The sequence below is a fragment of the Streptomyces sp. NPDC000151 genome (assembly GCF_040301705.1).
Classification (GTDB): Bacteria; Actinomycetota; Actinomycetes; order Streptomycetales; family Streptomycetaceae; genus Streptomyces.
On the sequence record NZ_JBEPFC010000040.1, the window covers coordinates 26,945 to 48,051 of the forward strand.

The 21,107-nt window shown below is 69.6% G+C and carries 18 protein-coding genes and 2 pseudogenes; 9 read left to right on the forward strand and 11 right to left on the reverse strand.

Annotated elements, in window-relative coordinates; all coding sequences use genetic code 11:
- The first annotated feature begins 234 nt into the window (after positions 1–234).
- A complete protein-coding gene (locus ABT381_RS14485; protein ID WP_351592948.1) occupies positions 235–816 on the forward strand; it encodes a TetR/AcrR family transcriptional regulator in 582 nt (193 codons plus the stop codon).
- A 170-nt stretch (positions 817–986) separates the two neighbouring features.
- Here the strand turns inward: ABT381_RS14485 and ABT381_RS14490 are convergent, their stop codons facing one another.
- From ABT381_RS14490 to rutA, 3 genes are all read right to left on the reverse strand, one after another.
- Complete coding sequence (locus ABT381_RS14490) at positions 987–1,736, reverse strand: SDR family oxidoreductase (RefSeq protein WP_351592951.1); 750 nt, start codon at positions 1,734–1,736, stop codon at positions 987–989.
- 48 nt (positions 1,737–1,784) lie between these two features.
- Positions 1,785–2,204 carry a cupin domain-containing protein gene (locus ABT381_RS14495; RefSeq protein ID WP_351592954.1) on the reverse strand — a complete coding sequence of 140 codons (420 nt, stop codon included), beginning with the start codon at positions 2,202–2,204 and terminating at the stop codon, positions 1,785–1,787.
- Positions 2,205–2,385: 181 nt separating this feature from the next.
- On the reverse strand, positions 2,386–3,471 hold the full coding sequence (gene rutA, locus ABT381_RS14500) for a pyrimidine utilization protein A (RefSeq protein WP_351592956.1): 1,086 nt from the start codon (positions 3,469–3,471) through the stop codon (positions 2,386–2,388).
- Positions 3,472–3,667: 196 nt separating this feature from the next.
- On the opposite strand from rutA, the gene ABT381_RS14505 reads away from it, so the two are divergent.
- Positions 3,668–6,430 carry an MGH1-like glycoside hydrolase domain-containing protein gene (locus tag ABT381_RS14505; protein WP_351592959.1) on the forward strand — a complete coding sequence of 921 codons (2,763 nt, stop codon included), beginning with the start codon at positions 3,668–3,670 and terminating at the stop codon, positions 6,428–6,430.
- A complete protein-coding gene (locus ABT381_RS14510; RefSeq protein ID WP_351592961.1) occupies positions 6,430–7,953 on the forward strand; it encodes an alpha-amylase family protein in 1,524 nt (507 codons plus the stop codon). The genes ABT381_RS14505 and ABT381_RS14510 overlap by 1 nt, the downstream gene beginning before the upstream one ends.
- On the opposite strand, the pseudogene ABT381_RS14515 reads toward ABT381_RS14510, so the two are convergent.
- Positions 7,917–8,042 (reverse strand): annotated as a pseudogene (locus tag ABT381_RS14515) (MFS transporter); the annotation flags it as partial. The gene ABT381_RS14510 and the pseudogene ABT381_RS14515 overlap by 37 nt on opposite strands.
- 133 nt (positions 8,043–8,175) lie before the next feature.
- The gene (locus ABT381_RS14520) at positions 8,176–9,015 is read right to left on the reverse strand and encodes a YhjD/YihY/BrkB family envelope integrity protein (RefSeq protein WP_351592964.1); all 840 of its coding nucleotides are present in this window, start codon (positions 9,013–9,015) and stop codon (positions 8,176–8,178) included.
- Between the two features lie 462 nt (positions 9,016–9,477).
- Here ABT381_RS14520 and ABT381_RS14525 point away from each other — a divergent pair, with 462 nt between their 5' ends.
- From ABT381_RS14525 to ABT381_RS14540, 4 genes are all read left to right on the forward strand, one after another.
- The gene (locus ABT381_RS14525; protein WP_351592966.1) at positions 9,478–10,011 is read left to right on the forward strand and encodes a hypothetical protein; all 534 of its coding nucleotides are present in this window, start codon (positions 9,478–9,480) and stop codon (positions 10,009–10,011) included.
- 197 nt (positions 10,012–10,208) lie between these two features.
- Positions 10,209–11,096, forward strand: coding sequence for a hypothetical protein (locus ABT381_RS14530; RefSeq protein WP_351592968.1), 888 nt, complete (start codon positions 10,209–10,211; stop codon positions 11,094–11,096).
- A gap of 19 nt (positions 11,097–11,115) precedes the next feature.
- Positions 11,116–12,462, forward strand: a complete 1,347-nt coding sequence (locus ABT381_RS14535) for a Dyp-type peroxidase (protein WP_351592971.1) — start codon at positions 11,116–11,118, stop codon at positions 12,460–12,462.
- Positions 12,463–12,524: 62 nt separating this feature from the next.
- Positions 12,525–13,439 (forward strand): hypothetical protein, encoded by a 915-nt coding sequence (locus ABT381_RS14540; protein WP_351592974.1) that lies wholly within the window; start codon positions 12,525–12,527, stop codon positions 13,437–13,439.
- Between the two features lie 57 nt (positions 13,440–13,496).
- Here ABT381_RS14540 and ABT381_RS14545 read toward each other — a convergent pair whose 3' ends face one another.
- The gene (locus ABT381_RS14545; RefSeq protein WP_351592977.1) at positions 13,497–14,678 is read right to left on the reverse strand and encodes an acyl-CoA dehydrogenase family protein; all 1,182 of its coding nucleotides are present in this window, start codon (positions 14,676–14,678) and stop codon (positions 13,497–13,499) included.
- A gap of 401 nt (positions 14,679–15,079) precedes the next feature.
- On the opposite strand from ABT381_RS14545, the gene ABT381_RS14550 reads away from it, so the two are divergent.
- The gene (locus tag ABT381_RS14550; RefSeq protein ID WP_351592980.1) at positions 15,080–16,078 is read left to right on the forward strand and encodes a D-alanyl-D-alanine carboxypeptidase family protein; all 999 of its coding nucleotides are present in this window, start codon (positions 15,080–15,082) and stop codon (positions 16,076–16,078) included.
- Between the two features lie 99 nt (positions 16,079–16,177).
- The gene (locus ABT381_RS14555) at positions 16,178–16,828 is read left to right on the forward strand and encodes a phosphatase PAP2 family protein (protein ID WP_351592983.1); all 651 of its coding nucleotides are present in this window, start codon (positions 16,178–16,180) and stop codon (positions 16,826–16,828) included.
- Positions 16,829–16,840: 12 nt separating this feature from the next.
- On the opposite strand, the gene ABT381_RS14560 is transcribed toward ABT381_RS14555, so the two are convergent.
- The 5 genes and pseudogenes from ABT381_RS14560 to ABT381_RS14580 form a co-directional block, all read right to left on the reverse strand.
- Positions 16,841–18,166, reverse strand: coding sequence for a glutamate-1-semialdehyde 2,1-aminomutase (locus ABT381_RS14560; protein WP_351592998.1), 1,326 nt, complete (start codon positions 18,164–18,166; stop codon positions 16,841–16,843).
- Between the two features lie 7 nt (positions 18,167–18,173).
- A complete protein-coding gene (locus tag ABT381_RS14565; RefSeq protein WP_351592986.1) occupies positions 18,174–18,725 on the reverse strand; it encodes a dTDP-4-dehydrorhamnose 3,5-epimerase family protein in 552 nt (183 codons plus the stop codon).
- Positions 18,722–19,942 (reverse strand): polysaccharide pyruvyl transferase family protein, encoded by a 1,221-nt coding sequence (locus tag ABT381_RS14570; RefSeq protein WP_351592989.1) that lies wholly within the window; start codon positions 19,940–19,942, stop codon positions 18,722–18,724. Before ABT381_RS14570 ends, ABT381_RS14565 begins: the two co-directional genes overlap by 4 nt.
- A complete protein-coding gene (locus ABT381_RS14575) occupies positions 19,939–20,895 on the reverse strand; it encodes a glycosyltransferase family 2 protein (protein ID WP_351592992.1) in 957 nt (318 codons plus the stop codon). The genes ABT381_RS14570 and ABT381_RS14575 overlap by 4 nt, the downstream gene beginning before the upstream one ends.
- A pseudogene (locus ABT381_RS14580) lies at positions 20,892–21,107 on the reverse strand (hypothetical protein); the annotation flags it as partial. The pseudogene ABT381_RS14580 and the gene ABT381_RS14575, both read right to left, overlap by 4 nt.

A 21,107-nucleotide genomic window follows, 5' to 3' on the forward strand; every position in this document is an offset into this window, starting at 1 on the left:
GACGCGGGGCGGTGGCGGTGGTCGGCACGGCCGGGCGGCGGACCGTACGGTCCCGTCACACAGAAGGATCTGATCCGGTCTCGGTCACCACCGGCCGTCCACTCCCCCGCATCTGCCGCTATGGTGAGTCTAAGCGGACAACTGTCCGTAACCATGGAACCTATCGGACAGCTGTCCGCTTAGCAAGGCCCGCCCGGCGGTGGTTCCCGTCCGCGGTTCTCGGAAGGAGGACGAGTGCAGCAGCGGAACGACCCACCACTGCGCTCGGACGCGCAACGGAATCGCGAGCGCATCCTGGAAGTGGCACTGACCGAACTGACGCGCTCGGCGGACGCCCCGCTGAGCGCGATCGCGAAGAAGGCCGGCGTCGGTCAGGGGACCTTCTACCGCAACTTCCCCAACCGCGAGGCGCTCGTCCTGGAGGTCTACCGCTACGAGATGCAGCAGGTCGCCGACGCCGCGGCCCAGCTGCTCGAAACCCGCCCGCCGGACCAGGCGCTGCGGGAGTGGATGGACCGCCTCGCCCAGTACGCCATGGCCAAGGCCGGCCTGGCCGACGCGATGCGCAGGGCCACCTGCTCCCAGGGCAGCCTGGCCGGCCTGGGCCACGCCCCGCTGACCGCGGCCGTCACGCTCCTGCTGACGGCGAACGAGGAGGCCGGCACCATCCGCCCGGGGGTGACCCCCGACGACTTCCTGCTCGCCATCGCCGGCCTCTGGCAGATCGGCGCCCACGGCGACTGGCAGTCCCGCGCCACCCGCCTCCTGGACCTCGTCATGGCGGGCCTCCGCGCCGGCGCACCGGGGCGGTCCTGAGCACCACTCGCCCGGCCCGCCCGACCCGTCCGGCCTCAGACCGCCTTCGCCCCAGGACACTGCGCTGACCGGGGACCCTCGCGGACTCCGGGTCGGGCTGGGGGCTGGGCCGGGCCGTGCCCGCGGCCGTACTCAGGAGGAGCTGCGGTGCTCAGGAGGAGTTGCCGCGCTCAGGAGGAGCGGCGCAGCCAGTCGTCGAAGCGGGTGCGGGCCAGGCGGGCGCGTCCGTCGTCGGGGACGAGGCTGCGTTCTGCCAGGTCGGAACCGAAGTAGTGGGCGTGCGGGTCGGCGACGACCGTACGCGGGTCGTTCCCCGCGCGCAGCGCTTCGGCGACGCACTCGTCGAAGCGGAACACCTGGGGCCCGGCCACCTCGATGGTCCCCTTCAGTGGGGTCTCCACGGCGGCCCTGGCAACCGCTTCGGCGACGTCGACGGCCGCGATGGGCTGGAAGAGCACGGGCGGCACGCGCACGGTGTCGCCGTCGGTGGCGGTGTCGGCGATGCCCTTGACGAACTCGAAGAACTGCGTCGCCCGGACGATCGAGTAAGGGACCGGCCCCTGTTTGATCAGCTGCTCCTGGGCCACCTTCGCCCGGAAGTAGCCGTTGTCGGGCAGGTCGTCGATGCCGACGATCGACAGCGCCACGTGGTGCGCCACGCCCGCCGTCTGCTCGGCAGCCAGCAGGTTGCGGGTGGAGGTGGTGAAGAAGTCCAGCACGGCCGACGCCTCGAAGGAGGGTGAGTTGGTCACGTCCACGACCACTTGGGCGCCGGCCAGCGCGGCGGCGAGGCCCTCGCCGGTGAGGGTGTTGACGCCCGTGCCGGGCGCGGCGGGCACCGCCTCGTGCCCACGGTCGTTGAGCTTGCCGACCACCTTGCTGCCGATGAGGCCGGTACCTCCGATGACCACGATCTTCACGCCGCGCACTCCTCGCGTTGACTCGCTCTGACCTGCTCTGGCCTGCTCTTACGGCCGGGGGGCGCGCAGGTGTGCGCGCCGCTTCAGTTCCTCGTCGTCGACCAGGACGAGCATGGGCTGTCCCGGCACGCAGAGCATGGTGACGAGGAAGCGCAGGCGTGTGTCGGTGCTGTTGCTGCCGTCCTGGTAGTGGATGACGTCCCCGCCCGGCTCCCAGAACGTCTCCCCGGCGCGGACGATCCGCTCCGGCTCGCCTTCCAGCTCGAAGCGCATCTCGCCCTCCAGCACGTAGCCGAAGGCCGGTCCGGGGTGCCGGTGCGGCGGGGTGCCCGGGTCACCGGGCGGGTATTCGATCTGTACGGTCATCACGTGCGCGCCCTCCGGGATGGCGGGCGGAGTGGCCTCCTGCAGCACGGTGAGCGCGGTCTTCCACGCCTCCGAGCGCGGGTGCTCCCCTGTTTCGGGCATAGCGGGTCTCCTCCTGCAGTGCGGCGCGGAGTCGGCGGTGGCACCTGGCCCATAGGGAAGTCCCATTGTTCAGAGCCCCAACGTGCTCGGTGAGCGCCGATCCGGACACGTTCCTGACCTGACACCGCACTGGGGCGCGGCCGGTCGACCGGCCGCACCCGAGTGAGCGGAGCGCCGACGGTCACGGCGTCTGTGCCGACCGCCCCGACCGTGACTTCATCAACGGCTGGATGCGCGTGCCGAAGTTCTCGACTCCTTCGAGGAAGTCGTCGAAGACCAGCATGATTCCCTTGGTGCCGGGGACCCCGGCGATCTCGTCCAGCATCTTCGCGACACTCTCGTACGAGCCGACGAGCGTCCCCATGTTGAAGTTCACCGCGCCCTCGGGCAAGGCGATGGTCCGGGCGGTGGCAGAGGCGTCGTCCGTCGCGTCCGCGGCCGTCTCCCCCGCCATGTACGCCAGCGCCGCGTGGTCGGCGTTGTCGTGATAGTCCAGCCACTTCGCACGGGCGGCCTCGTCGGTCTCGTCCGCGATGACCATGAACAGTGACATCGCCCCGACATCGCGGCCGGTCGTCCGCGCCGCGTCCACGAGCGCGGCAGTGGTGTCCGAGACCGCGAGCGGGGTGTTGACACCGCGGCCCAGGACGAAGTTGTAGTCCGCGTGCTCGGCGGCAAACCGCATTCCCGTGCCGCTCTGACCGGCGGCAACGACATCGATGTGGCCGTCCGCCGGACGCGGGGACAGCACGCAGCCGTCCATCTCGTAGAACTCCCCCTTGAAGTCGCTGACGCCCTCGCTCCACAGCTCCTTCATCACGGTGACGTACTCGACGGCCCGGGCGTAGCGGTTCTCGAAATGCTCGTCCCCGGGCCACAGGCCCATCTGGGTGTACTCACCGGGCGCCCAGCCGGTGACGATGTTGACCCCGAACCGCCCGGGAGCGATGGAGTCGACCGTGGCCGCCATGCGCGCGACGATCGCGGGCGGCAGGGCGAGGATCGGCGTGGAGGCGTACAGCTTGATGCGCTCGGTCACGGCGGCCAGGCCGGCCATCAGTGTGAACGATTCGAGACAGTGGTCCCAGAACTCCGTCTCGCCGCCGAAGCCCTTGAACTTGATCATCGACAGGGCGAAGTCGAGTCCGTGCTCCTCGGCCTTCTGCACGACGGCCTTGTTCAGCTCGAAGGTCGGCATGTACTGCGGCGAACTCTTCGATATGAGCCAGCCGTTGTTACCGATCGGAATGAAAACGCCAATGTCCATACCGCTCCTCAACGGGTCGGGGGGAGCCATGCAGGGGCTCCCCGCCATGATCGCAAAGTTGCCTGTGACCCAACTGGTCTGCTCCCGGTCACCCACTCCGGGTGATGCGGCTCGGCGGGATCGGCTGCGGAATAGAGCATCAGCGGGGGCCGCGGTCCTGCCCGGGGCGGGGCCGCCGTCGACAGGGAGCGTACTGATGACCACTTCGACGAAGACCGGCCGTAGCGACCCGCCCGACGACACCCGCGGCCGGGAGAAACTGTGGGGCCCCTATCTCAGCGAACGGCAGTGGGGAACCGTTCGCGAGGACTACAGCGCCGGGGGCGACGCCTGGTCCGCCTTCCCGCACGACCACGCGCGTTCCCGCGCCTACCGATGGGGCGAGGACGGACTCGGTGGCATCTGCGACGAGAAGCAGCGGCTGTGCTTCGCGCTCGCGTTGTGGAACGGACGTGATCCGATCCTGAAGGAGCGTGCCTTCGGGCTGACGAACGGCGAGGGCAACCACGGCGAGGACGTCAAGGAGTACTACTTCTACCTCGACAGCACGCCCAGCCATTCGTACCTGAAGTACCTGTACAAGTACCCGCAGGACGAGTTCCCGTACAACGACCTGGTGGCGACCAATCGGGCACGCGGCCGCCACGAGTTCGAGTACGAGTTGCTGGACACCGGAGTCTTTGACGACGACCGTTACTTCGACGTCACCGTCGAGTACGCCAAGGCATCGCCCGAGGACATACTGATCCGGATCACTGCCGAGAACCGCGGGCCCGACGAAGCCACCCTGCACCTCCTGCCGACCCTCTGGTTCCGCAACACCTGGTCCTGGGAGGACAGCCACGGCCACGGCGGCAGCCACGGCCACGACGCCACGAAACCGCGGCTGTCCGCGTCCCGCGGCCCGGTGGGTACCACCGCTGTCCGGGCCGACCATCCTGCGCTGGGCAGTTACGAGCTGCGGTGCGGCGGGCAGGTACCACTGCTGTTCACCGGGAACGACACCAACACCGAGCGGCTGTCCGGCACGCCCAACGCGTCGCCGTACGTGAAGGACGGCATCGGCCGCTGTGTGGTCAACGGCGAGGAGACGGCGGTCGACCCCGGGCAGCAGGGAACCAAGGCCGCCGCGCACTACGTACTCTCGGTCCCGGCCGGCGGTGCCGAGACCATTCGCCTCCGCCTCTCCCCCGCAGGCTCCTCGATGCCACTGTCAGAGGACTTCGACACGGTGTTCCGCGACCGGCAGGCCGAGGCCGACGCCTTCTTCCGCGAGCTGACCCCGGACGGCGCGGGCGAGGACGAGGCGCGGGTGCTGCGCCAGGCACTGGCCGGGCTGCTGTGGTCGAAGCAGTACTACTCCTTCGACCTGGAGACCTGGCTGGCCGAGCACGGCCTCGATCCCTGGACCGCGCCGGGCCGCGCCGTACGCAACGGCGGGTGGTTCCACATGGCGTGCGACGACATCGTCTCCATGCCGGACAAGTGGGAGTACCCCTGGTTCGCCGCGTGGGACCTGGCCTTCCACACCGTGGCGCTCTCCGTGGTCGACCTGCCCTTCGCCAAGGAGCAGCTGGAACTGCTGTTGCGGGACACCTACCTGCACCCCAACGGCCAAGTCCCCGCGTACGAATGGAACTTCGGCGACGTCAACCCGCCCGTCCACGCCTGGGCGGCGTACTTCATCTACACGCTGGAAGAACTGCGCACGGGCAATGCCGACCGGGCTTTCCTGGACCGCGTCTTCCAGAAACTGCTGACCAACTTCACCTGGTGGGTCAACCGCAAGGACCCCAGCGGCCGCAACCTCTTCCAGGGCGGCTTCCTGGGCCTCGACAACATCGGTGTGTTCGACCGCAGCGCCCAGCTGCCCACCGGCGGGTACCTGGAACAGGCCGACGGGACCGCGTGGATGGCCCTGTACTGCCAGACCATGCTCCAGATCGCGCTGGAGCTCGTCCAGCACGACCCCACCGGCTACGAGGACCACGTGCTCAAGTTCGCCGAGCACTTCCTGTGGATCTCGGCTGCCATGGAACGCACCGGCGGGGACGGCCTGTGGGACGAGGAGGACGGGTTCTTCTACGACGTGCTCCGGCTGCCGGACGGGCAGGCGACGCGTCTGAAGGTCCGCTCCATGGTGGGACTGCTGCCGCTCTGCGCGGCGACCGTACTGCAGCCCGGGCAGCTGGCCGGCGTGTACGGCCTGGGCGACCGGCTGCGCCGCTTCGTCGACCGCCACCCCTCCCTGGCGCCCGGCCTCGCGGAGGCGATGGCGGGGGCCGAGGGCGGACCACGGCTGCTGTCCGTCGTCGACGAGAAGAGGCTGGTCCGCGTCCTGGCACGGCTGCTGTCCGAGGACGAGTTCCTCAGTCCGTACGGCATCAGGGCGCTCTCGCGGTACCACGCGGACCACCCCTACACCTTCCGCGTCGACGGCACGGAGCACCGTGTCGGTTACCTGCCTGCCGAGTCCGACTCCGGGATGTTCGGCGGCAACTCCAACTGGCGTGGGCCCGTGTGGTTCCCCACCAACGCCCTCATCATCCGCGGGCTGCTCAACCTCTACGCGTTCCACGGTGACGATCTCACCGTGGAGTGCCCGACCGGCTCCGGCGTCCGGATGAACCTCTTCGAGGTCGCGAGCGAGATCTCCACCCGTCTCACCCGCCTCTTCCTGCGTGATGCGGAGGGGCACCGGCCCATGTACGGCGGCCAGCGGAAGTTCCAGGACGACCCGCACTGGCGCGACCTGCTCTCCTTCCACGAGTACTTCCACGGCGACAATGGCGCGGGCATCGGCGCCGCACATCAGACCGGCTGGACCGGCCTGGTCGCCACGTTGATGACGCTCTTCGGCACCCTCGCGCCCGAGCACTTCCGCACCGGTCCGGGCGGGAAGGGAACACCGGCACCCGGAGCCGAGGAGACGTCCGGCTCCGGCAGCAAGGAGACGTGATGAGCCCACTCCCGGAACAGCCCATCATCCACGAGGTCAACACTCGCGTGTGGCTGCGCGAGGTGCAGCGGAGCATCGGACGCCCGGTCGGCCTCGACGGCGTCCCGAAGGACGCCTGGGACCGGATCGCCCCGCACGGCATCGACGCCGTCTGGCTCATGGGGGTATGGGAACGCAGCGGCGTAGGCCGCGACATCGCGCTGCGGGACCCCGAGCTGCGCCGCTCGTTCACCGAGGCGCTGCCGGACGTCCGGGACGACGACATCGCCGGTTCCCCGTACTGCGTACGCTCCTACACCGTCGACGAGGCGCTCGGCGGAGCGGCGGGACTGGCCGCCGCGCGTACCGAGCTGGCCGGGCGCGGCATCGGCCTGCTGCTCGACTACGTACCCAACCACGTCGCGCCGGACAGCCCGTGGCTGACCGAGCACCCCGAGTACTTCGTGCGCGGAACCGTCGACGACCTGGGCCGCGACCCGGCCGCCTACCTCGAAGCAGGCGGACAGGTCTTCGCCCGTGGCCGGGACCCCTTCTTCCCGCCCTGGCCGGACGTGGTGCAGCTCAATGCCTTTCGGCCCGGCATGCGGGAGGCCACGGCCGACGTGCTGACGCGCATCGGAGGGATGTGCGACGGGGTGCGCTGTGACATGGCGATGCTGCTGATGAACGACGTCTTCGCACGGACCTGGGGGCACCTTGCCGGTCCCCCACCGGACTCCGAGTTCTGGCCCGCCGTCCTGGCCGCCGTCCGGCAGCGCCGGCCCGGCATGACATTCATCGCCGAGGCGTACTGGGACCTCGAATGGGCCCTGCAGCAACAGGGCTTCGACTACTGCTACGACAAGCGCCTGTACGACCGGCTGCTGCACGAGCGGGCGGTTTCGGTGTTCCAGCACCTGCAGGCGGACGTGAGCTACCAGCGGCGTCTCGTACGGTTCCTGGAGAACCATGACGAACCCCGGGCCGCGTCGGTCATGGGCGCTTCCGAGGAGCGTGCGGCAGCCGTTGCCGTCGCTACGCTGCCCGGCGCGACGCTGTGGCACGAAGGCCAGTTCACCGGGCGCCGGACGCGCCTGCCCGTGTTCCTCACCCGGCGCCCCGACGAACCGTCCGACGCCGATCTGCAGGCATTCCACGAGCAGCTCCTGGCCGCCGTGCACCGCAGCGGCATGCGCACGGGACACTGGGAACCGCTGCACTGCGAAGGCTGGGCCGACAACCCGACCCATCACGACCTGCTCGCCTGGGGCTGGCGGGGCACCGCGGGCACGTTCCTGACCATCGTCAACCTCTCCGCGCACGGTTCCCAGGCCAGGATCCGCCTGCCGTGGCCCGACCTCGGCACCGCCACCTGCCGGCTGGCGGACCTGCTGGACGGCACCCGCTACGAGCGCCCCGGCAGCGAACTGACCGGCCCCGCCTTCTACGTCGACCTGGCCGCCTGGCGCACCCACGTCTTCACGGTCGAAACACGCCGATCACCTTCCGGGGCGGCCGCACTGAGCAGGGCGCCGATCCCGTAGACGACGAGGCCGGTCAGGAAGCAACGTTTGCGGCCGTAGCGGTCGGTGAGTTTGCCGCCGGGGATCACCAGCGCCGCGATCACGAGCAGGACCCGGCCGCTGCGGCAGCACAGGCAGGCACGCTCAGCGACCTGTCCGCGTCAAGGGTCCGCCTGCGGCACGGCCGCTGCCTCACCCGGGCCGGGTGACACCGGAAACCCGGTTGGTGGGTTGTGTCGGCTCTCAGGGTCGATCCGGTCGGCTTGCGGGGACGTTGGGCCCCGGCCCCCCGCCTCCTGTCTCCGGCCCCTGGCCGACCGCGAAGGGCCGCTCCTGTGCGAGTACGTACCCCGTGGCAATGCTCAGGACGACCGCGGCGAAAAACAGGATGAGCCAGGACAGCATCGTGAAGACGGAGCCGAGCGGTCCGTAGCGCTGCACGCTCAGCTCGAGCGAGTGCGGCAGCCAGAGCCCGGACGCGCCGGTGAATGCCACCACAGCACCGCCGGTCACCAGGGCCCCGGGGAAGAGCGGACGCCAGCCGATCCGGCCGGCCAGCAGCAGGTGCTGGGTCCACCACCACAGCAGGACCGTCACCAGCAGCTGGAGCGGGACACCCAGTACGGGCCCCACGCCGAAGCCCGAGCGCAGCATTCCCTGGCACACCAGCGCCGTCGTCCACACGACGAGCCATGTGAACCAGCGCCAGACCGCGACGCGTACTCCCGAACGCGGCAGCTGCCAGGACCGCTCACACAGCCGTTGCAGGGCCCGGACGAGGCCGGTGGCGGACACGAGTGTGACCAGTACGCCGACGGCTCCCCAGGTTTCCCGCGCCCCCGGGCCCCCTCGGTACACCCCGTCCACCTGGCGGACGACAGCAGCCGGCGCACCGAAGACGGAGCGCAGCGAAGCGAGCAGCTCGGCGCGTATGGTCCCCGGGAAATAGGTGGCGATCGCGAACAGCATGGGCAGTGCGGTCAGGAACGCCTGCGCGGCCAGGCGGGTCGCGTTGTCCAGGACGCCGACGCGCCTGAGTTGCTGCGCGAGACGGTGGGCGAAGGGCAGGACACGCGAGAGCATTCCGGCCGGCCTGCCGCGCCGGTGCCACCACACGATCACTCCTCGATGAGGCTGGGCTGGAGCTGGTCCCATTCAGCAGCCGGAACCGCCAGGCCGCGTCCTCCGCAGCGGGTGAGGTACCCCGGAAACCGATCACGTAGTGTGAGCCGGACGAGGTACGACCTACGTCCCTTCGCTGATGCGTTGAATGCGGGCGTGACAGCGGTGACCGGCACCGCCCGCAGGTCGTCGCTCGGGCGGACATCGCGCCACCCCTCAGCCTCCCTCCGGTCTTGCGGCACGGCACCTCGACGAGCGTCCCAACAGGTCGGACTTCCCTGGTCCATCGCGAAGCACCCATCGTCTCGGGTGAGCAGGAGCCCGGTGTATCGACCGTTTCTGCTCAGCAGGCGCACCACACCAAGTGACCGGGTGGAGCGCTAGACTGCGGTCCCCCGTCCATCGGCTGGGGAGGGAGCGGACATGGAGATCAAGCCGCAGGCAGCTGTCATTCCCAAGGACACCGGCCACCTCGAACAGGGTAAGTACGGGCCCGTTTTCCCCAAGACTCCCGCCTGCTACGGATTCACTATCGTAGCGAGGGTCAAACCGGGTCGCGCCGACGTCGTGCGGGAATACGGCCACTCGCTGGCCAAAGCACTGGAACAAGACCCCTCTCTCCTCGCACCGTTGAAGCTGCACTATCTGCGATGGGTGCTTTTCGACGACGACACGCGTTTCATGTACCAGGGGATCTTCGACACCGACTTCGACAAGTACACCGAGGACGCGATCGCGCTCTTCTCGAAGTCCGGCGTGAACACGGTCTTCGAGAACCTGGAGGGGTTTCCCGAGGATTGGCAGACCAACCCCGATGCCTTCGTCAGGTTCGTGCGGGAGCATCACTGTCCGAGCTTCATCGAGTATGGCGAGTATCCCTACGTGACGGCGGACGAGATCAAGAAGGCTCTGCACGTCAAGAGCGCCCTGTCCGAGATGCTCGACCAGTTGCAGTGAGGCCGGGACCCGGCACTGCGGTGTGAGCGGGCCGCCGCACCGAAGCACCGCCGCGATCGGAGACGATCGACATGAGCAAGGCCAGGACAGCGCGCGTCTACAACCAGCGGCACCGCCCACGGGCGTACACCCCGGGCGGACGGCGGGTGAGCATCTACGTTTCGTGGAGCTATCCGGCCGAGGCCGGCCGGTATGCGGTGGAGCTGGACAACCGCTTCTCAACGATGACCGAGGTCAGGCGAGCAGCGTGGCCGGCTTACGAGGACCCCCAGTGGTCCGACCCCTATCGGTTCCAGCAAGGCATCGCCGGGTCGTTGGAACTGTTCTTCCGGGCCTGGGTGCCGTTCCAGGATTTCGTCGAGGACGTCACGGGACATCCCGTGCCGGTGTACCAGCGCATCGACCAGGCCGGTTTCCCAACGCCCCTGGACGAGCGCGTACTGGCGGACACGGACGTCTTGTTCGTGTTCGGACTGGACCACATGATCACCGAGCAGGAGGCGCAGCCCGGGGAGATCGAGGCTCTGCGGCACTTCCTGGCCCGCGAGGACGCCCGCCTGGTGCTCGGCCCCCACCACGACGTCGGAGCCTCGGACGACCCGTCGGAACGGGAGATGGAATACCGCCACCACCGCGATCCACTGGTGCCCCGCCAGCAGCGCTTCGCCACCTACGCCAGGGACCTGATGAAGGGCCTGGGCATACCGGCCGTGAATCGTTACGGCCTGCGCCCCGCCACTGAGGAGGGCAACCGGATCGCTCCCCTGTCCACCGTTGCGGACCTGGACACCAAGGGCTGGCTGGACGGGGTGCGGAATTTCAACTTTCACATGCATCTGCCGCACTACGAGGTGCTGACCGACGGCTCGGACTCCCTCCGCGTCCTGGCCAGGCAGCCGATCGATATGTCCAGGCCGCATCCGTTCACCGAGGCCGGCAACACCGAGTTCAACATGTTCCTGTGGATGCCCCCACGCGGTGACCGGGCCGGCGACGTGCTGCTGGCGGACTCAACGATTTTCAGTTCCCTGTTCGGTGGTGATGACAGCCTGCGCAGTTTCTGGCGCAACCTCGTTTCGAAGTAGGACCGCAGGGAGGCGCACTGTGAGCAGGCCAAGGGAAGCCGAACCGGAACTGGAACTGGAACTGGATGACATTCAGCGTGGGGCCCTCAGCCCCCGGCCGACCCCCTACGCCGCGACGTATCTCCTCTTCCGTATCGACGACCGCGTCCACGGACGGGAACTGATGCGCAGGGTGAGCACAGCGGTGACCTCTGCCGCCGACTCCGTCAGCCCGCTCGGCCCGACATGGGTCAGTGTGGCCGTCACCTGTGCCGGCCTGTCGGCCCTCGGTGTGCCGCGCTCGTCGCTGGACACTTTCGCCTGGGAGTTCCGGCAAGGCATGGCGGCCCGCGCCAAGGCGCTCGGCGACGTCGGCGCAAGCAGCCCGGAGAACTGGGAGGCACCGCTGGGCAGCTCGGACGTCCACGTGGCGCTCACAGCGGTCGCGCCCGACCCGCTGCTCCTGGCAGCGGCCCTCGACCGGGCCCGCCCGGCCTATGACCGCCTCCCTGGGGTGACGGCCGTCTGGCGGCAGGACTGCTACGCCCTGCCCACCGAGACCGAGCACTTCGGCTACCGGGACGGCGTCAGCCACCCGGCCATCGAGGCAAGCGGCATCCCCGGGTCGAACGCTCTGGAAGTTCCCCTCAAAGCAGGGGAGTTCATCCTGGGCTACCGGGACGAACTCGGCGGCATCCAGACCCCTCAGCCGGACGTTCTGGGCCGTAACGGCAGCTACGCGGTCTTTCGCAAGCTGCATCAGCAGGTCGCCGGCTTCCGGCGCTACCTGAAGGACAACTCCACAGGACCCGCCGACGAGGAACTGATCGCTGCCAAGGTCATGGGCCGCTGGCGCAGCGGAGCCCCCTTGGCACTCGCGCCGCAGCGTGATGACCCAGAACTCGGCGCCGACCCGCACCGCCGTAACACCTTCCTGTACGAGCGCGACGATCCGACGGGCTTCGACACGCCCCGCGGCTGCCATATCCGACGGGCCAACCCGCGGGACGCCTCGGTGGCCGGAGAGGTACGGCTGCACCGAATGATCCGGCGCGGTGCCGTCTACGGACCGCCGCTGCCTGAAGGAGTCCTGGAGGACGACGGAGCAGACCGCGGCCTGATGTTCGCCTTCATCGGCGCACACCTGGGGCGCCAGTTCGAGTTCGTGCAGTCGCAGTGGATCAACGACGGCGTCTTCTTCGGAGGAAACGACGCCAAGGACCCGGTCGTCGGATCCGCGGACGGCACCACCGGTTACACCATCCCCCGACGGCCGGTGCGACGCCGCCTGGCCGCCCTGCCCCAGTTCGTCGTCACCCGCGGCGGGGAGTACTGCTTCCTGCCGAGTCTGAGCGCCCTGCGCTGGCTCGGCGACCTTCGCGACTGACAGGCCGCAACGGATCGCCGCGCCGCCGACCGAAGACGCTCCGGAGCCCGAGGGGACGTTCAATGGACACCCTGCATCTGGTACTCAACGCCGTCACCGTTATCTTCATCGCTGCCACAATGTTCGCCGCCGGCCTGGGAGCCACCCTCACCGGTTTGCGCGGCGTCTTCACCAACGCGCCACTGCTGATACTGGCATTGCTCGCCAACATGGTGATCCTTCCGTTGCTCGGCTGGGGCCTGGGCGCGCTGCTCAGCCTCCCATCGGCCGCGTTCGTCGCACTGATCCTGGTCGCGTCCTCGCCGGGCGGCCCCTTCGGGGCAAAACTGGCCATGGTGCAGAAGGGCGATGTGGTCGGAGGCGCGGCGATGCAGGTCCTGCTCGCCGCGGTCGGCAGCATCACCTTCGCGCCGACCGTCAACGCCCTGCTCACCGCCGCCGATGTCGGCACCAACGTCTCTCTCGACGTAGGGGCACTGATCCGCACCGTCGCCCTTCTCCAGCTGGTGCCCTTCGCCATCGGACTGCTCCTGCGCCGCTACGCCACGGACACCGCCCGGGCATGGCACCCCACCGCGACCAAGGTCTCCAACATCACATTCCTGGTAGTCCTCGCAGGCATGCTGTTGGGTAACTGGAAGGACGTGGTGGCCCTCCTCGGCTCACTCACTCTCCTCGCGGGATTCCTTCTCGCGGCTGCCGCCTTCGCCATCGGAACGCTGCTGGCGACGGGACCGGCGGAACGCCGAACCACCATGGGAGGCGTCGCCTCCGTCCGCAACGCCGGCCCCGCCCTCGCCGCAATCGGCATCGCCTTCAACAACCAACCCGCCATCCTGGGCGCACTCGCCGGGATCCTGCTCAGCGGGCTGGTAGCGGTCCTGCCGGTCGCCACCATCCTCAGCGGCCGACGAAACGCCCCCACACCGCTCGCCGAACCGAGCAAGAAGACCAGCGAGGCAGAGGCGCCTCGATAACCCGAGCCTCCCGAGCTGAGATTCCGCCCGGCCGGAGGGCCGACGCCGACCTGTTGTTCACGGCGTCAAGCCGAGGAATTCCCAGTGTGCTTGAGGTTGGGCGCCGCTGAGCCATTTCCCGCAGTTCTGCAGGACCATCGGGCTTGAGGTGATGTGCTGGGTACCTGTGCTGAGATCACGCAGGAACCGGTCGATCGGCCCGCGCCGGATCGCCGCCGTCCCCGCCCATCGGTGCACCGTATGACCCACGTCCTGCACGGTCCACGTCGCGTGGTTGAGCGCCAGCCTGAGCAGCGTGTCCTGCTCGGTACTCAGCAACTCGCCCGCGTCCAGGGTGGCTTCGATGCCCTGCCATACCTCCATCGCCCACGCCCGCGCCGAACGGAGCTTGGCTTCGGCGGTGGCGTACTCCGCGTGGAACTGCGCGGTGTCGACGGCGGCGTTACGCGTGCCGGACTTTGCCGCGGCGACCCACTTCAGCTCATCGAGCAGGCGGCGCCCGACGCCGAACGCCCAGCCGGTGTGCCCGATCGCGGACATGTTGACCAGGCCGAGGCGGTAGATCGCGCCACCGTTGGCCGGGGTCGTCGTTGTAGCGAGATAAGTGTGCGTCTTCGGGACATACGCATCGGCGCAGTGGTAGTCAATGCTGTGCGTCGCGCGCAGCCCGAGCACATCCCAGTTGTCGACGAGCTCCACCTGCGACTTCGGCATCGCCAGCACCCGCAGCTCCCCGGTGCCCTCGACCTGGATCGCACTGTGGATGTGGGTGGCGTGCGCCATACCGGAGGCGAACTGCCAACGGCCACTCACCAGGTAGCCACCCTCCACGGGGACGGCCCGGCCGGGCCGGGTGCCATGACCGGCCAATAGCGCGTGATCCCCGCCCGCGACGTCCGGGAACAAGTCGGCCGCCGCAACGGCATCGAGATAGGCCGCAGTGGTGCCGGTCATCAATTGCAGCGCCAGCATCGTCCAACCGGCCGCGGCATCGTGGTAGCTGATCCGCTCGACCGTCTCGATCAGTTGGCGCGGCGAGAACTCGTAACCGCCGAGGTTCTGCGGCAGTTCGGCCCGGACCACCCCGGCGTCCAGCAGCGCCCGCGCGGTGTCCTCGGTAAGTCTGCCGAGCTTTTCGGCCTCGTCCGCGTTCGCCTCCAGCGCTCCGCCGAGTGCCTCGATTCGCTCGAGCATCGCGGGAAATTCCGGGCTGACATGTAATCCGGCCGAGACCGCCATGGGTGGTCGCTCCTCGATATCCGTATGACTACTGAGTCAGCGTCACTTTAGCCCTACGCGGCGCACCCGACGTGGCGTACGCCGCGCATGGGGCCGCTCGTGCTGATGACCGGCGGCGGGCGGGGCGTCGCCGCCCGAGGGGGTCTGCCGGACGGCGTCACGGTCGCACCGCGCACGGAACGGCGAGCGGTCATCCGGTGTCGTCGGGGGGCCGGCCGAGCACTGTACGCGAGGCCCTCCACAGGCCCCACCAGTCGCCTGCACAACATCTCCACGGTGAGGCGCTCCGTTACCTGACCATGACATGGCGATCTTGACAGTTGCTGCCATTGCGCAAGTAGGTTCAGTACGAAACGACTTCACTGAAAACCGGCGTCCCTACGCCGGGAGAAGGGACGCCCATGGGTTCCCACGCCCGCCCCAACCGAATACACCGGACCGGCGTCAGAATCGCGACGGTGGCGCTTTTCGGAGCCGCCCTGCCGCTCACCGCCGGCGGCCTCGCCGAGGCGGCCACCCCCGGCGCCACGCATTCCGCCGACGAGAACGGCCGGCAGAGCGTTGCGGCCACCACTTCCGCCGACCAGAACCAGGACGCGAAGGACCAGACCGCCCCAAAAATCCACACCGACCACGCCTTCCTGCTGGACGCCCGCGACGGCAGCCAGGAACGGGAGCTGTGGGCCGGGGCCAAGGCGGACGAGAGCGTGCCGATGGCCAGTACCACCAAGATCATGACCGCCTTGGTGGTACTGAAGCACCCGGAGTGGATGAACCGGCAGATCACGGTGAAGCAGGAGTACCGCGACTACGTCCAGAACAACGGCAGCAGCACCGCCGACCTCCAGACCGGCGACAAGCTGACCGTCAAGCAGATGCTGTACGCCATGCTGCTCCCCTCCGGCGGCGACGCTGCGATGGCCCTGGCCGACAACTACGGCTCCGGGGACACCATGGACGCGCGGATCGCCGACTTCGTGCACCAGATGAACGCCGAGGCGCAGCAACTCGGCCTGACCGGCACACACTTCGACACGTTCGACGGCATCTCGCACGGCAACAACCACAGCACCGCCCGCGACCTGGCCAAGCTCGGCCAGCGCGCGATGCTGCAGCCGCTGTTCGCCGACGTCGTGAAGAACAAGCAGTTCAAGACCGAGGCCCCGGCAGCCAACGGCCATACCCGGTACTACACCTGGACCAACAGCAACGAGCTGCTGAGCAGCTACGACGGTGCCCTTGGCATCAAGACCGGCAGTGGTCCGGAGGACGGCTACTGTCTCGTCTTCGCCGCCGAGCGGAACAACCGCACCCTGGTCGGCGCGATTCTCAAGGACGACACGGACCAGGGCCGCTTCGACGACGCCATCAAGATGCTCGACTGGGGCTTCGCCCACTGAGCAGGCAGCGTGCCCGGCGCTGAGCGGGCACCGCGTGCAGCACCGCAGACCCCGCCTCGTAGTCTGGCTTCGGGGACGCTACGGAACAGGGGGCTCGCGTTGGATCGCCTGGCGGTGCTGCCTTCGTCGCTGCGCGCGTGGCTCGGGCCGATCGCGGGCCTCGCCGTGCTGGTGGTCGTCGTGCTCGGGGTCCTGTACGCCGGCCACAGCGAGCCCGGCAGGGTGGACAGGTGGATCATCCGGCCGACGGCGGACAGTGTGCCGCCGCCGTGGCGGTACGTCGCTCTGGCCACGGACTTCCTGGGGGAGCCCGCCGGAGCGGTGGCGCTGGTCCTGGCCGCCGTGACGGGCTGCCTGCTGTTTCGGCGTCCTCGGGCGGCGGTGTTCGTCGTTGCCGGGGTCGGCATGACCGTGGGAGCGACCACGTTGCTCAAGCCCCTGGTGGGACGCACCATCCACGGCGACAATCTGTCCTACCCGAGCGGGCACACCGCCTTCCTCACCGCGCTCGCCCTCATCGTGGCGCTGCTCGCGACCGGCCGACTCGGCCTTGGCAGGACGGCCGGTACGTCACTCGTACTCGCCACGGCGCTGGTTGCCGGCGCCGCGATGGGATGGGCCCAGGCCGCCCTGGGCGCGCACTACCCGACCGACGCCCTCGGCGGCTGGTGCACCGCGCTGGCGGTGATTCCGGCGACCGCGTGGCTGGTCGACCGGATGGCTGACGCCCGTCCATGGAGGGGCCGCTGACGCGACGCGACGTCACGCCAAGCGGCGGAAAACCGGCTTCACCGGTCGCCCGCCCAGCCAGGGCGTGGGATCACCGGCGTCCAGCGCCTTCCGGTACACCGCACATGCCTGGGCCACCACCTCGACGGTGCGGTCGATGTCGGCATCATCGAGCGCGCTGCTCACCACGAACGACGGGGCGAGCACCCCGCCCGCGAGGAGTTGGAGCAGGAACAGGGTGCGGTACCGCTGTGACGGCTGCCGGTTCTCGTCGAGGGTGGCGTACACCAGGTTGCTGTCCCGGCCCCGGACGACGATGTGGTCGCCGACGCCCATGCCGGCCGCGGCACCGCGGACACCGGCGGCCAACCGCTCCCCAAGAACGTGCAGTTGCGCCGTGATGCCCTCCTCGACGTAGGTGGATTGCACGGCCATCGCGGCGGCCAGCGAGTGCGTTTCGGCGCCGTGCGTGGTGGACAGCAGGAAGACCCGGTCGTCGGAGTGGTGCAGTCCGCCCCGCTCCATCAGCTCACGGCGCCCGGCCAGCGCGGCGACGGCGAACCCGTTGCCCAGCGCCTTGCCGAACGTGGAGAGGTCGGGGACGACGCCGTACAGGCCCTGGGCGCCCGCCTCGGACCAGCGGAAGCCGGTGATCATCTCGTCGAAGACGAGGACGCAGCCGTGCCGGTCGGCCAGTGCGCGCAGCCCCGCGAGGTAGCCGGGCGGGGGCTCGGTGTGGCCCGCGGGTTCGAGGATCAGGCAGGCGACCTCGTCCTCGTACCGGGTGAGCAGTTCCTCCGTGGCGGCCAGATCCCCGTACGGGAAAGACACCGTGAGCTCGGTGGTCGTCGCCGGTATGCCCGCGGCCATCGGCGTCGTACCGATGAACCAGTCGTCGACGGAGAAGAACGGGTGGTCGGCGCAGACGGCCACCCGCGGGCGCCCGGTGACGGCGCGGGCGAGACGCACCGCGGCGGTGGTGACATCGGAGCCGTTCTTGGCGAACTTCACCATCTCGGCGGTCGGCACGGTGGCCAGGAAGCGTTCCGCGGCCTCGACCTCCACGATGGAGGGCCGGACGAAGTTGCTGCCGCGGTCGAGTTCCCGCCGCACCGCCTCGATCACGCGCGGGTGGGCGTGGCCGAGGCTGACCGACCGCAGGCCTGAGCCGTACTCGATGTAGCGGTTGCCGTCGATGTCCCACACGTGGGCACCGCGGCCATGGCTGATGACCGGGGCCAGGTTCTCGGGGTACTGGTCGTCGCCCTTGGCGTAGGTGTGCGCGCCCCCGGGGATCATGGCGTGCAGCCGCTCGTTCGCCGTCCGCGACCGGGAGAGCCTCAACTCTTCGCTGTTCAAGCCCACTTCACCCGTCCCTGAGCTTCAGGAACGCGGCGAGGCTCGGCGCCTCCCGGTCCCGCTGGGACGTCGAGGTGACCGGCAGCGGCCAGGGAATGGCGAGCTCCGGGTCGTCGAAGGCGATCGTCACGTCCTCGGCCGGATCGTGCGGGCGGTCGATCCGGTACGAGGTGTCGGCGGTTTCGGTCAGCGCCTGGAAGCCGTGCGCGCAGCCCGCCGGGATGTACAGGGTCGCTTGCATCTCGTCGGACAGCTCGAAGAAGGCCCGGCCCCGGTACGTCGGAGAGTCCGGCCGCAGGTCCACGACCACGTCGAAGATCCTGCCGTACGAGCAGCGCACCAGCTTGGCCTCGCCGGCGCCCGAGCGCAGATGCAGGCCGCGCAGTACGCCCCGGGCCGAGCGGGACACGCTGTCCTGGGTGAAGGCGTACGGGTCGAGACCCACCGAGCGGACCACGTCGGCGTCGAAGGTGCGGCAGAAGAAGCCGCGCTCGTCGGCGTACGGGGTCGGCTCGAACAGGTACGCGCCGGCGATCTCCGGAACTTGGGTCGCTTTCATCGTGTCTCCCGATCGGCATGGGCGTGGGTGTTCGCGGGGAACAGGGCTGTGGTCAACGCGTTGAATTGGTGGGCGAGTTGCTGTGCGGCGGCCTGGTTTCGCTCGGCCAGGGTCCGGCGCAGCTCGGCCGAGCGCTTCTCCAGCGCGCGGAACTGCTCGAGCAGCCGATCGGCGTCGACCTCGCGCGCCGGATGGCAGTACGCGCCGAGGCCCATGCCGTCCATGAGCGCGTCGCTCTTCGCCGCGTAGCACAGGGCGAGCACAGGGGTGCCGGTCTTCAGCGCGCAGATCAGGTTGTGATAGCGGACCGCCACCACGCTGTCGGCCGCCACCATTTCCCGCATCAGGTCGGCGAGCGAGGCCGGTTCGGCAGCGGTGACCAGTGGTGAGTCCACCGCGTCGAGGATCGCGGTGACCACCGCCACGTCGCACGTGTCGCCGGTGAGCAGCCGGACCGGCCTGCCCTCCTCCACCAGGGCGCGCACGAACCGGATCGTCCCGTCGAGGTAGCGGCGGTGGATCTCCTCGGCCCGGGCGCGGTCGTCGTTGCCGCCGTGGAAGTCCATGACACCGACGCAGACCGGGCCGGGGGCGTCCGAGGGCGCGCCGCGCGGCGGGGACGGCAGCGAGAACGCGAGGTCCGGATAGACCTCGTCGCGCGCGGTGTCCACGCCCATCGCCCGCATCGCGTCGCGGGACTGGGCGTCCCGGTACGAGCGGTACGTGGCCAGCCGCGCCGACCAGCGCACCAGGGCCCGGGTCGGCCGGTTGCCGATCGCGGCGGCGCCCACGCTGACCAGCGCAACCCGAGTGCGCAGCAGCCGGCCGCTCGCGCAGAGCAGGAACAGCGAGTACGGGAAGCCCCACGGCCGCAGCGGCAGCGTGGCCTCCAGGACGCCCATGCCCGGCACGATCACCACGTCGTGCCGACGCACCCAGGCGGCGGTGCGGAAGGCGTCGACCAGTTTGCCCAGCCCCTTCGATGCGATCGCGCCCGCACGAGACGCGGTCCGGTACTCCGCGCGGTTCCAGTGCAGCCGCGTCGCGGGTATCCCGAATCGGGCCGTGACGGCCTCGGGTCCGCCGCACAGTGCGTCCACGACCGCCTCCGGGTGCTCGGCGCGGAGGTACCCGAGCACGGCCTCCAGCGAGCCGTCGTTGCCGAGGTTGCCGGAGCCGAGCAGGCCGAACAGCCCTATGCGCACACGGGAGTTCATACGTGCCCCCTTTGACGGCCCTCGCGGCCGGCGACGAGCGCGTCGACGGAGACGGTGAGCCCGCTCGGGTCGACGGGGGCGCGGTCCTCGACCCGTTCCCCGGCGCCGGGCCGGACCCGGCTGGTCATCCATGCGGCCAGGTGGCGGTAGCACGCGCGCCGGTCGGCCGGGGACAGCGGCGCCCGCCGGATCGCCGAGGCGAAGCCCCGGACGTACTCGGCGAGCAGCCGGGGCGTCGGGTGCAGCGGGCCCGCCCGGCGCGGGTCCAGGTTGACGCACCGGGCGCGCTTGGAAGGGTTCGCCCGCTCGGCGCGGGTGGGGTGGTCGCGGCGGAAGTACAACAGCTCCGGCACTTGGTGGAACGGCCCGTGCAGGGTGATCTCGGCGACGAACGTGCGGTCCGCGTGGTGGTAGCTGTCGAGCGGCTTCACCCGGCGCAGCACGTCGGCCCGCAGCACCCCGTAGAAGTCGTCGCCGCCCGGCTCGAACAGCAGGCTGCGGAAGCGCTCCGGCGGGTGCGGCGAGTCGGTGGCGAGCCCGTACTCGTAGGGGACCTTCACCTGGCCGTCGCCGTCGATGACCGCCTGCCCGGAGTGCGCGAGGATCACGTCAGGGCGTTCGTCCAGCGCCTGAACGCAGCGCTGCAGCAGATCGCGGGCGTACAGGTCGTCGTGCGACGCCCACTTGAACAGCTCGCCGCGGGACTGGGTGAACACGTAGTTGTGGTTCGGCGTGGCGCCGACGTTCCGGAGCAGCCGGATGTAGCGGATGCGCGAGTCCTGCGCGGCGTACTTGCGGCAGATGTCCTGGGTCCCGTCGGTCGAGGCGTTGTCGGAGACGATCAGCTCGAAGTCCTCGTAGGTCTGGCCGAGCAGAGCGTCGAGCGACTCGGCCAGGTACTCCTCGCCGTTGTACACGGGCAGGCCGATGCTCAGCCTGGGTCGGGCGGTCATGGGGTCCTCACTTCGGGGATGGGGTGGTGGTGGCGCTCGCGCAGCGCGTACCGCAACTGCAGCCACCACACGGACGAGGCGCTCACGGTCGCGGCGGCGACGCCCCAGGCCGAGCCGACGGTGCCGGCCGCGGCAGCGCCGCCGAGCCCGCCGCCGACGTAACAGACGGAGGCGAACAGCTGGCAGCGCAGGCTGCGCCGGGCCGCGCCGAG

Bases quoted from the DNA above. Each gene is read 5' to 3' on its own strand.
- ABT381_RS14570 (WP_351592989.1), bottom strand. From the start codon at position 19,942: ATGAACTCCCGTGTGCGCATAGGGCTGTTCGGCCTGCTCGGCTCCGGC.
- ABT381_RS14505 (WP_351592959.1), top strand. From the start codon at position 3,668: ATGACCACTTCGACGAAGACCGGCCGTAGCGACCCGCCCGACGACACC.
- ABT381_RS14520 (WP_351592964.1), bottom strand. From the start codon at position 9,015: ATGCTCTCGCGTGTCCTGCCCTTCGCCCACCGTCTCGCGCAGCAACTC.
- ABT381_RS14575 (WP_351592992.1), bottom strand. From the start codon at position 20,895: ATGACCGCCCGACCCAGGCTGAGCATCGGCCTGCCCGTGTACAACGGC.
- ABT381_RS14525 (WP_351592966.1), top strand. From the start codon at position 9,478: ATGGAGATCAAGCCGCAGGCAGCTGTCATTCCCAAGGACACCGGCCAC.
- ABT381_RS14565 (WP_351592986.1), bottom strand. From the start codon at position 18,725: ATGAAAGCGACCCAAGTTCCGGAGATCGCCGGCGCGTACCTGTTCGAG.
- ABT381_RS14495 (WP_351592954.1), bottom strand. From the start codon at position 2,204: ATGCCCGAAACAGGGGAGCACCCGCGCTCGGAGGCGTGGAAGACCGCG.
- ABT381_RS14510 (WP_351592961.1), top strand. From the start codon at position 6,430: ATGAGCCCACTCCCGGAACAGCCCATCATCCACGAGGTCAACACTCGC.
- ABT381_RS14545 (WP_351592977.1), bottom strand. From the start codon at position 14,678: ATGGCGGTCTCGGCCGGATTACATGTCAGCCCGGAATTTCCCGCGATG.
- rutA (WP_351592956.1), bottom strand. From the start codon at position 3,471: ATGGACATTGGCGTTTTCATTCCGATCGGTAACAACGGCTGGCTCATA.
- ABT381_RS14550 (WP_351592980.1), top strand. From the start codon at position 15,080: ATGGGTTCCCACGCCCGCCCCAACCGAATACACCGGACCGGCGTCAGA.
- ABT381_RS14540 (WP_351592974.1), top strand. From the start codon at position 12,525: ATGGACACCCTGCATCTGGTACTCAACGCCGTCACCGTTATCTTCATC.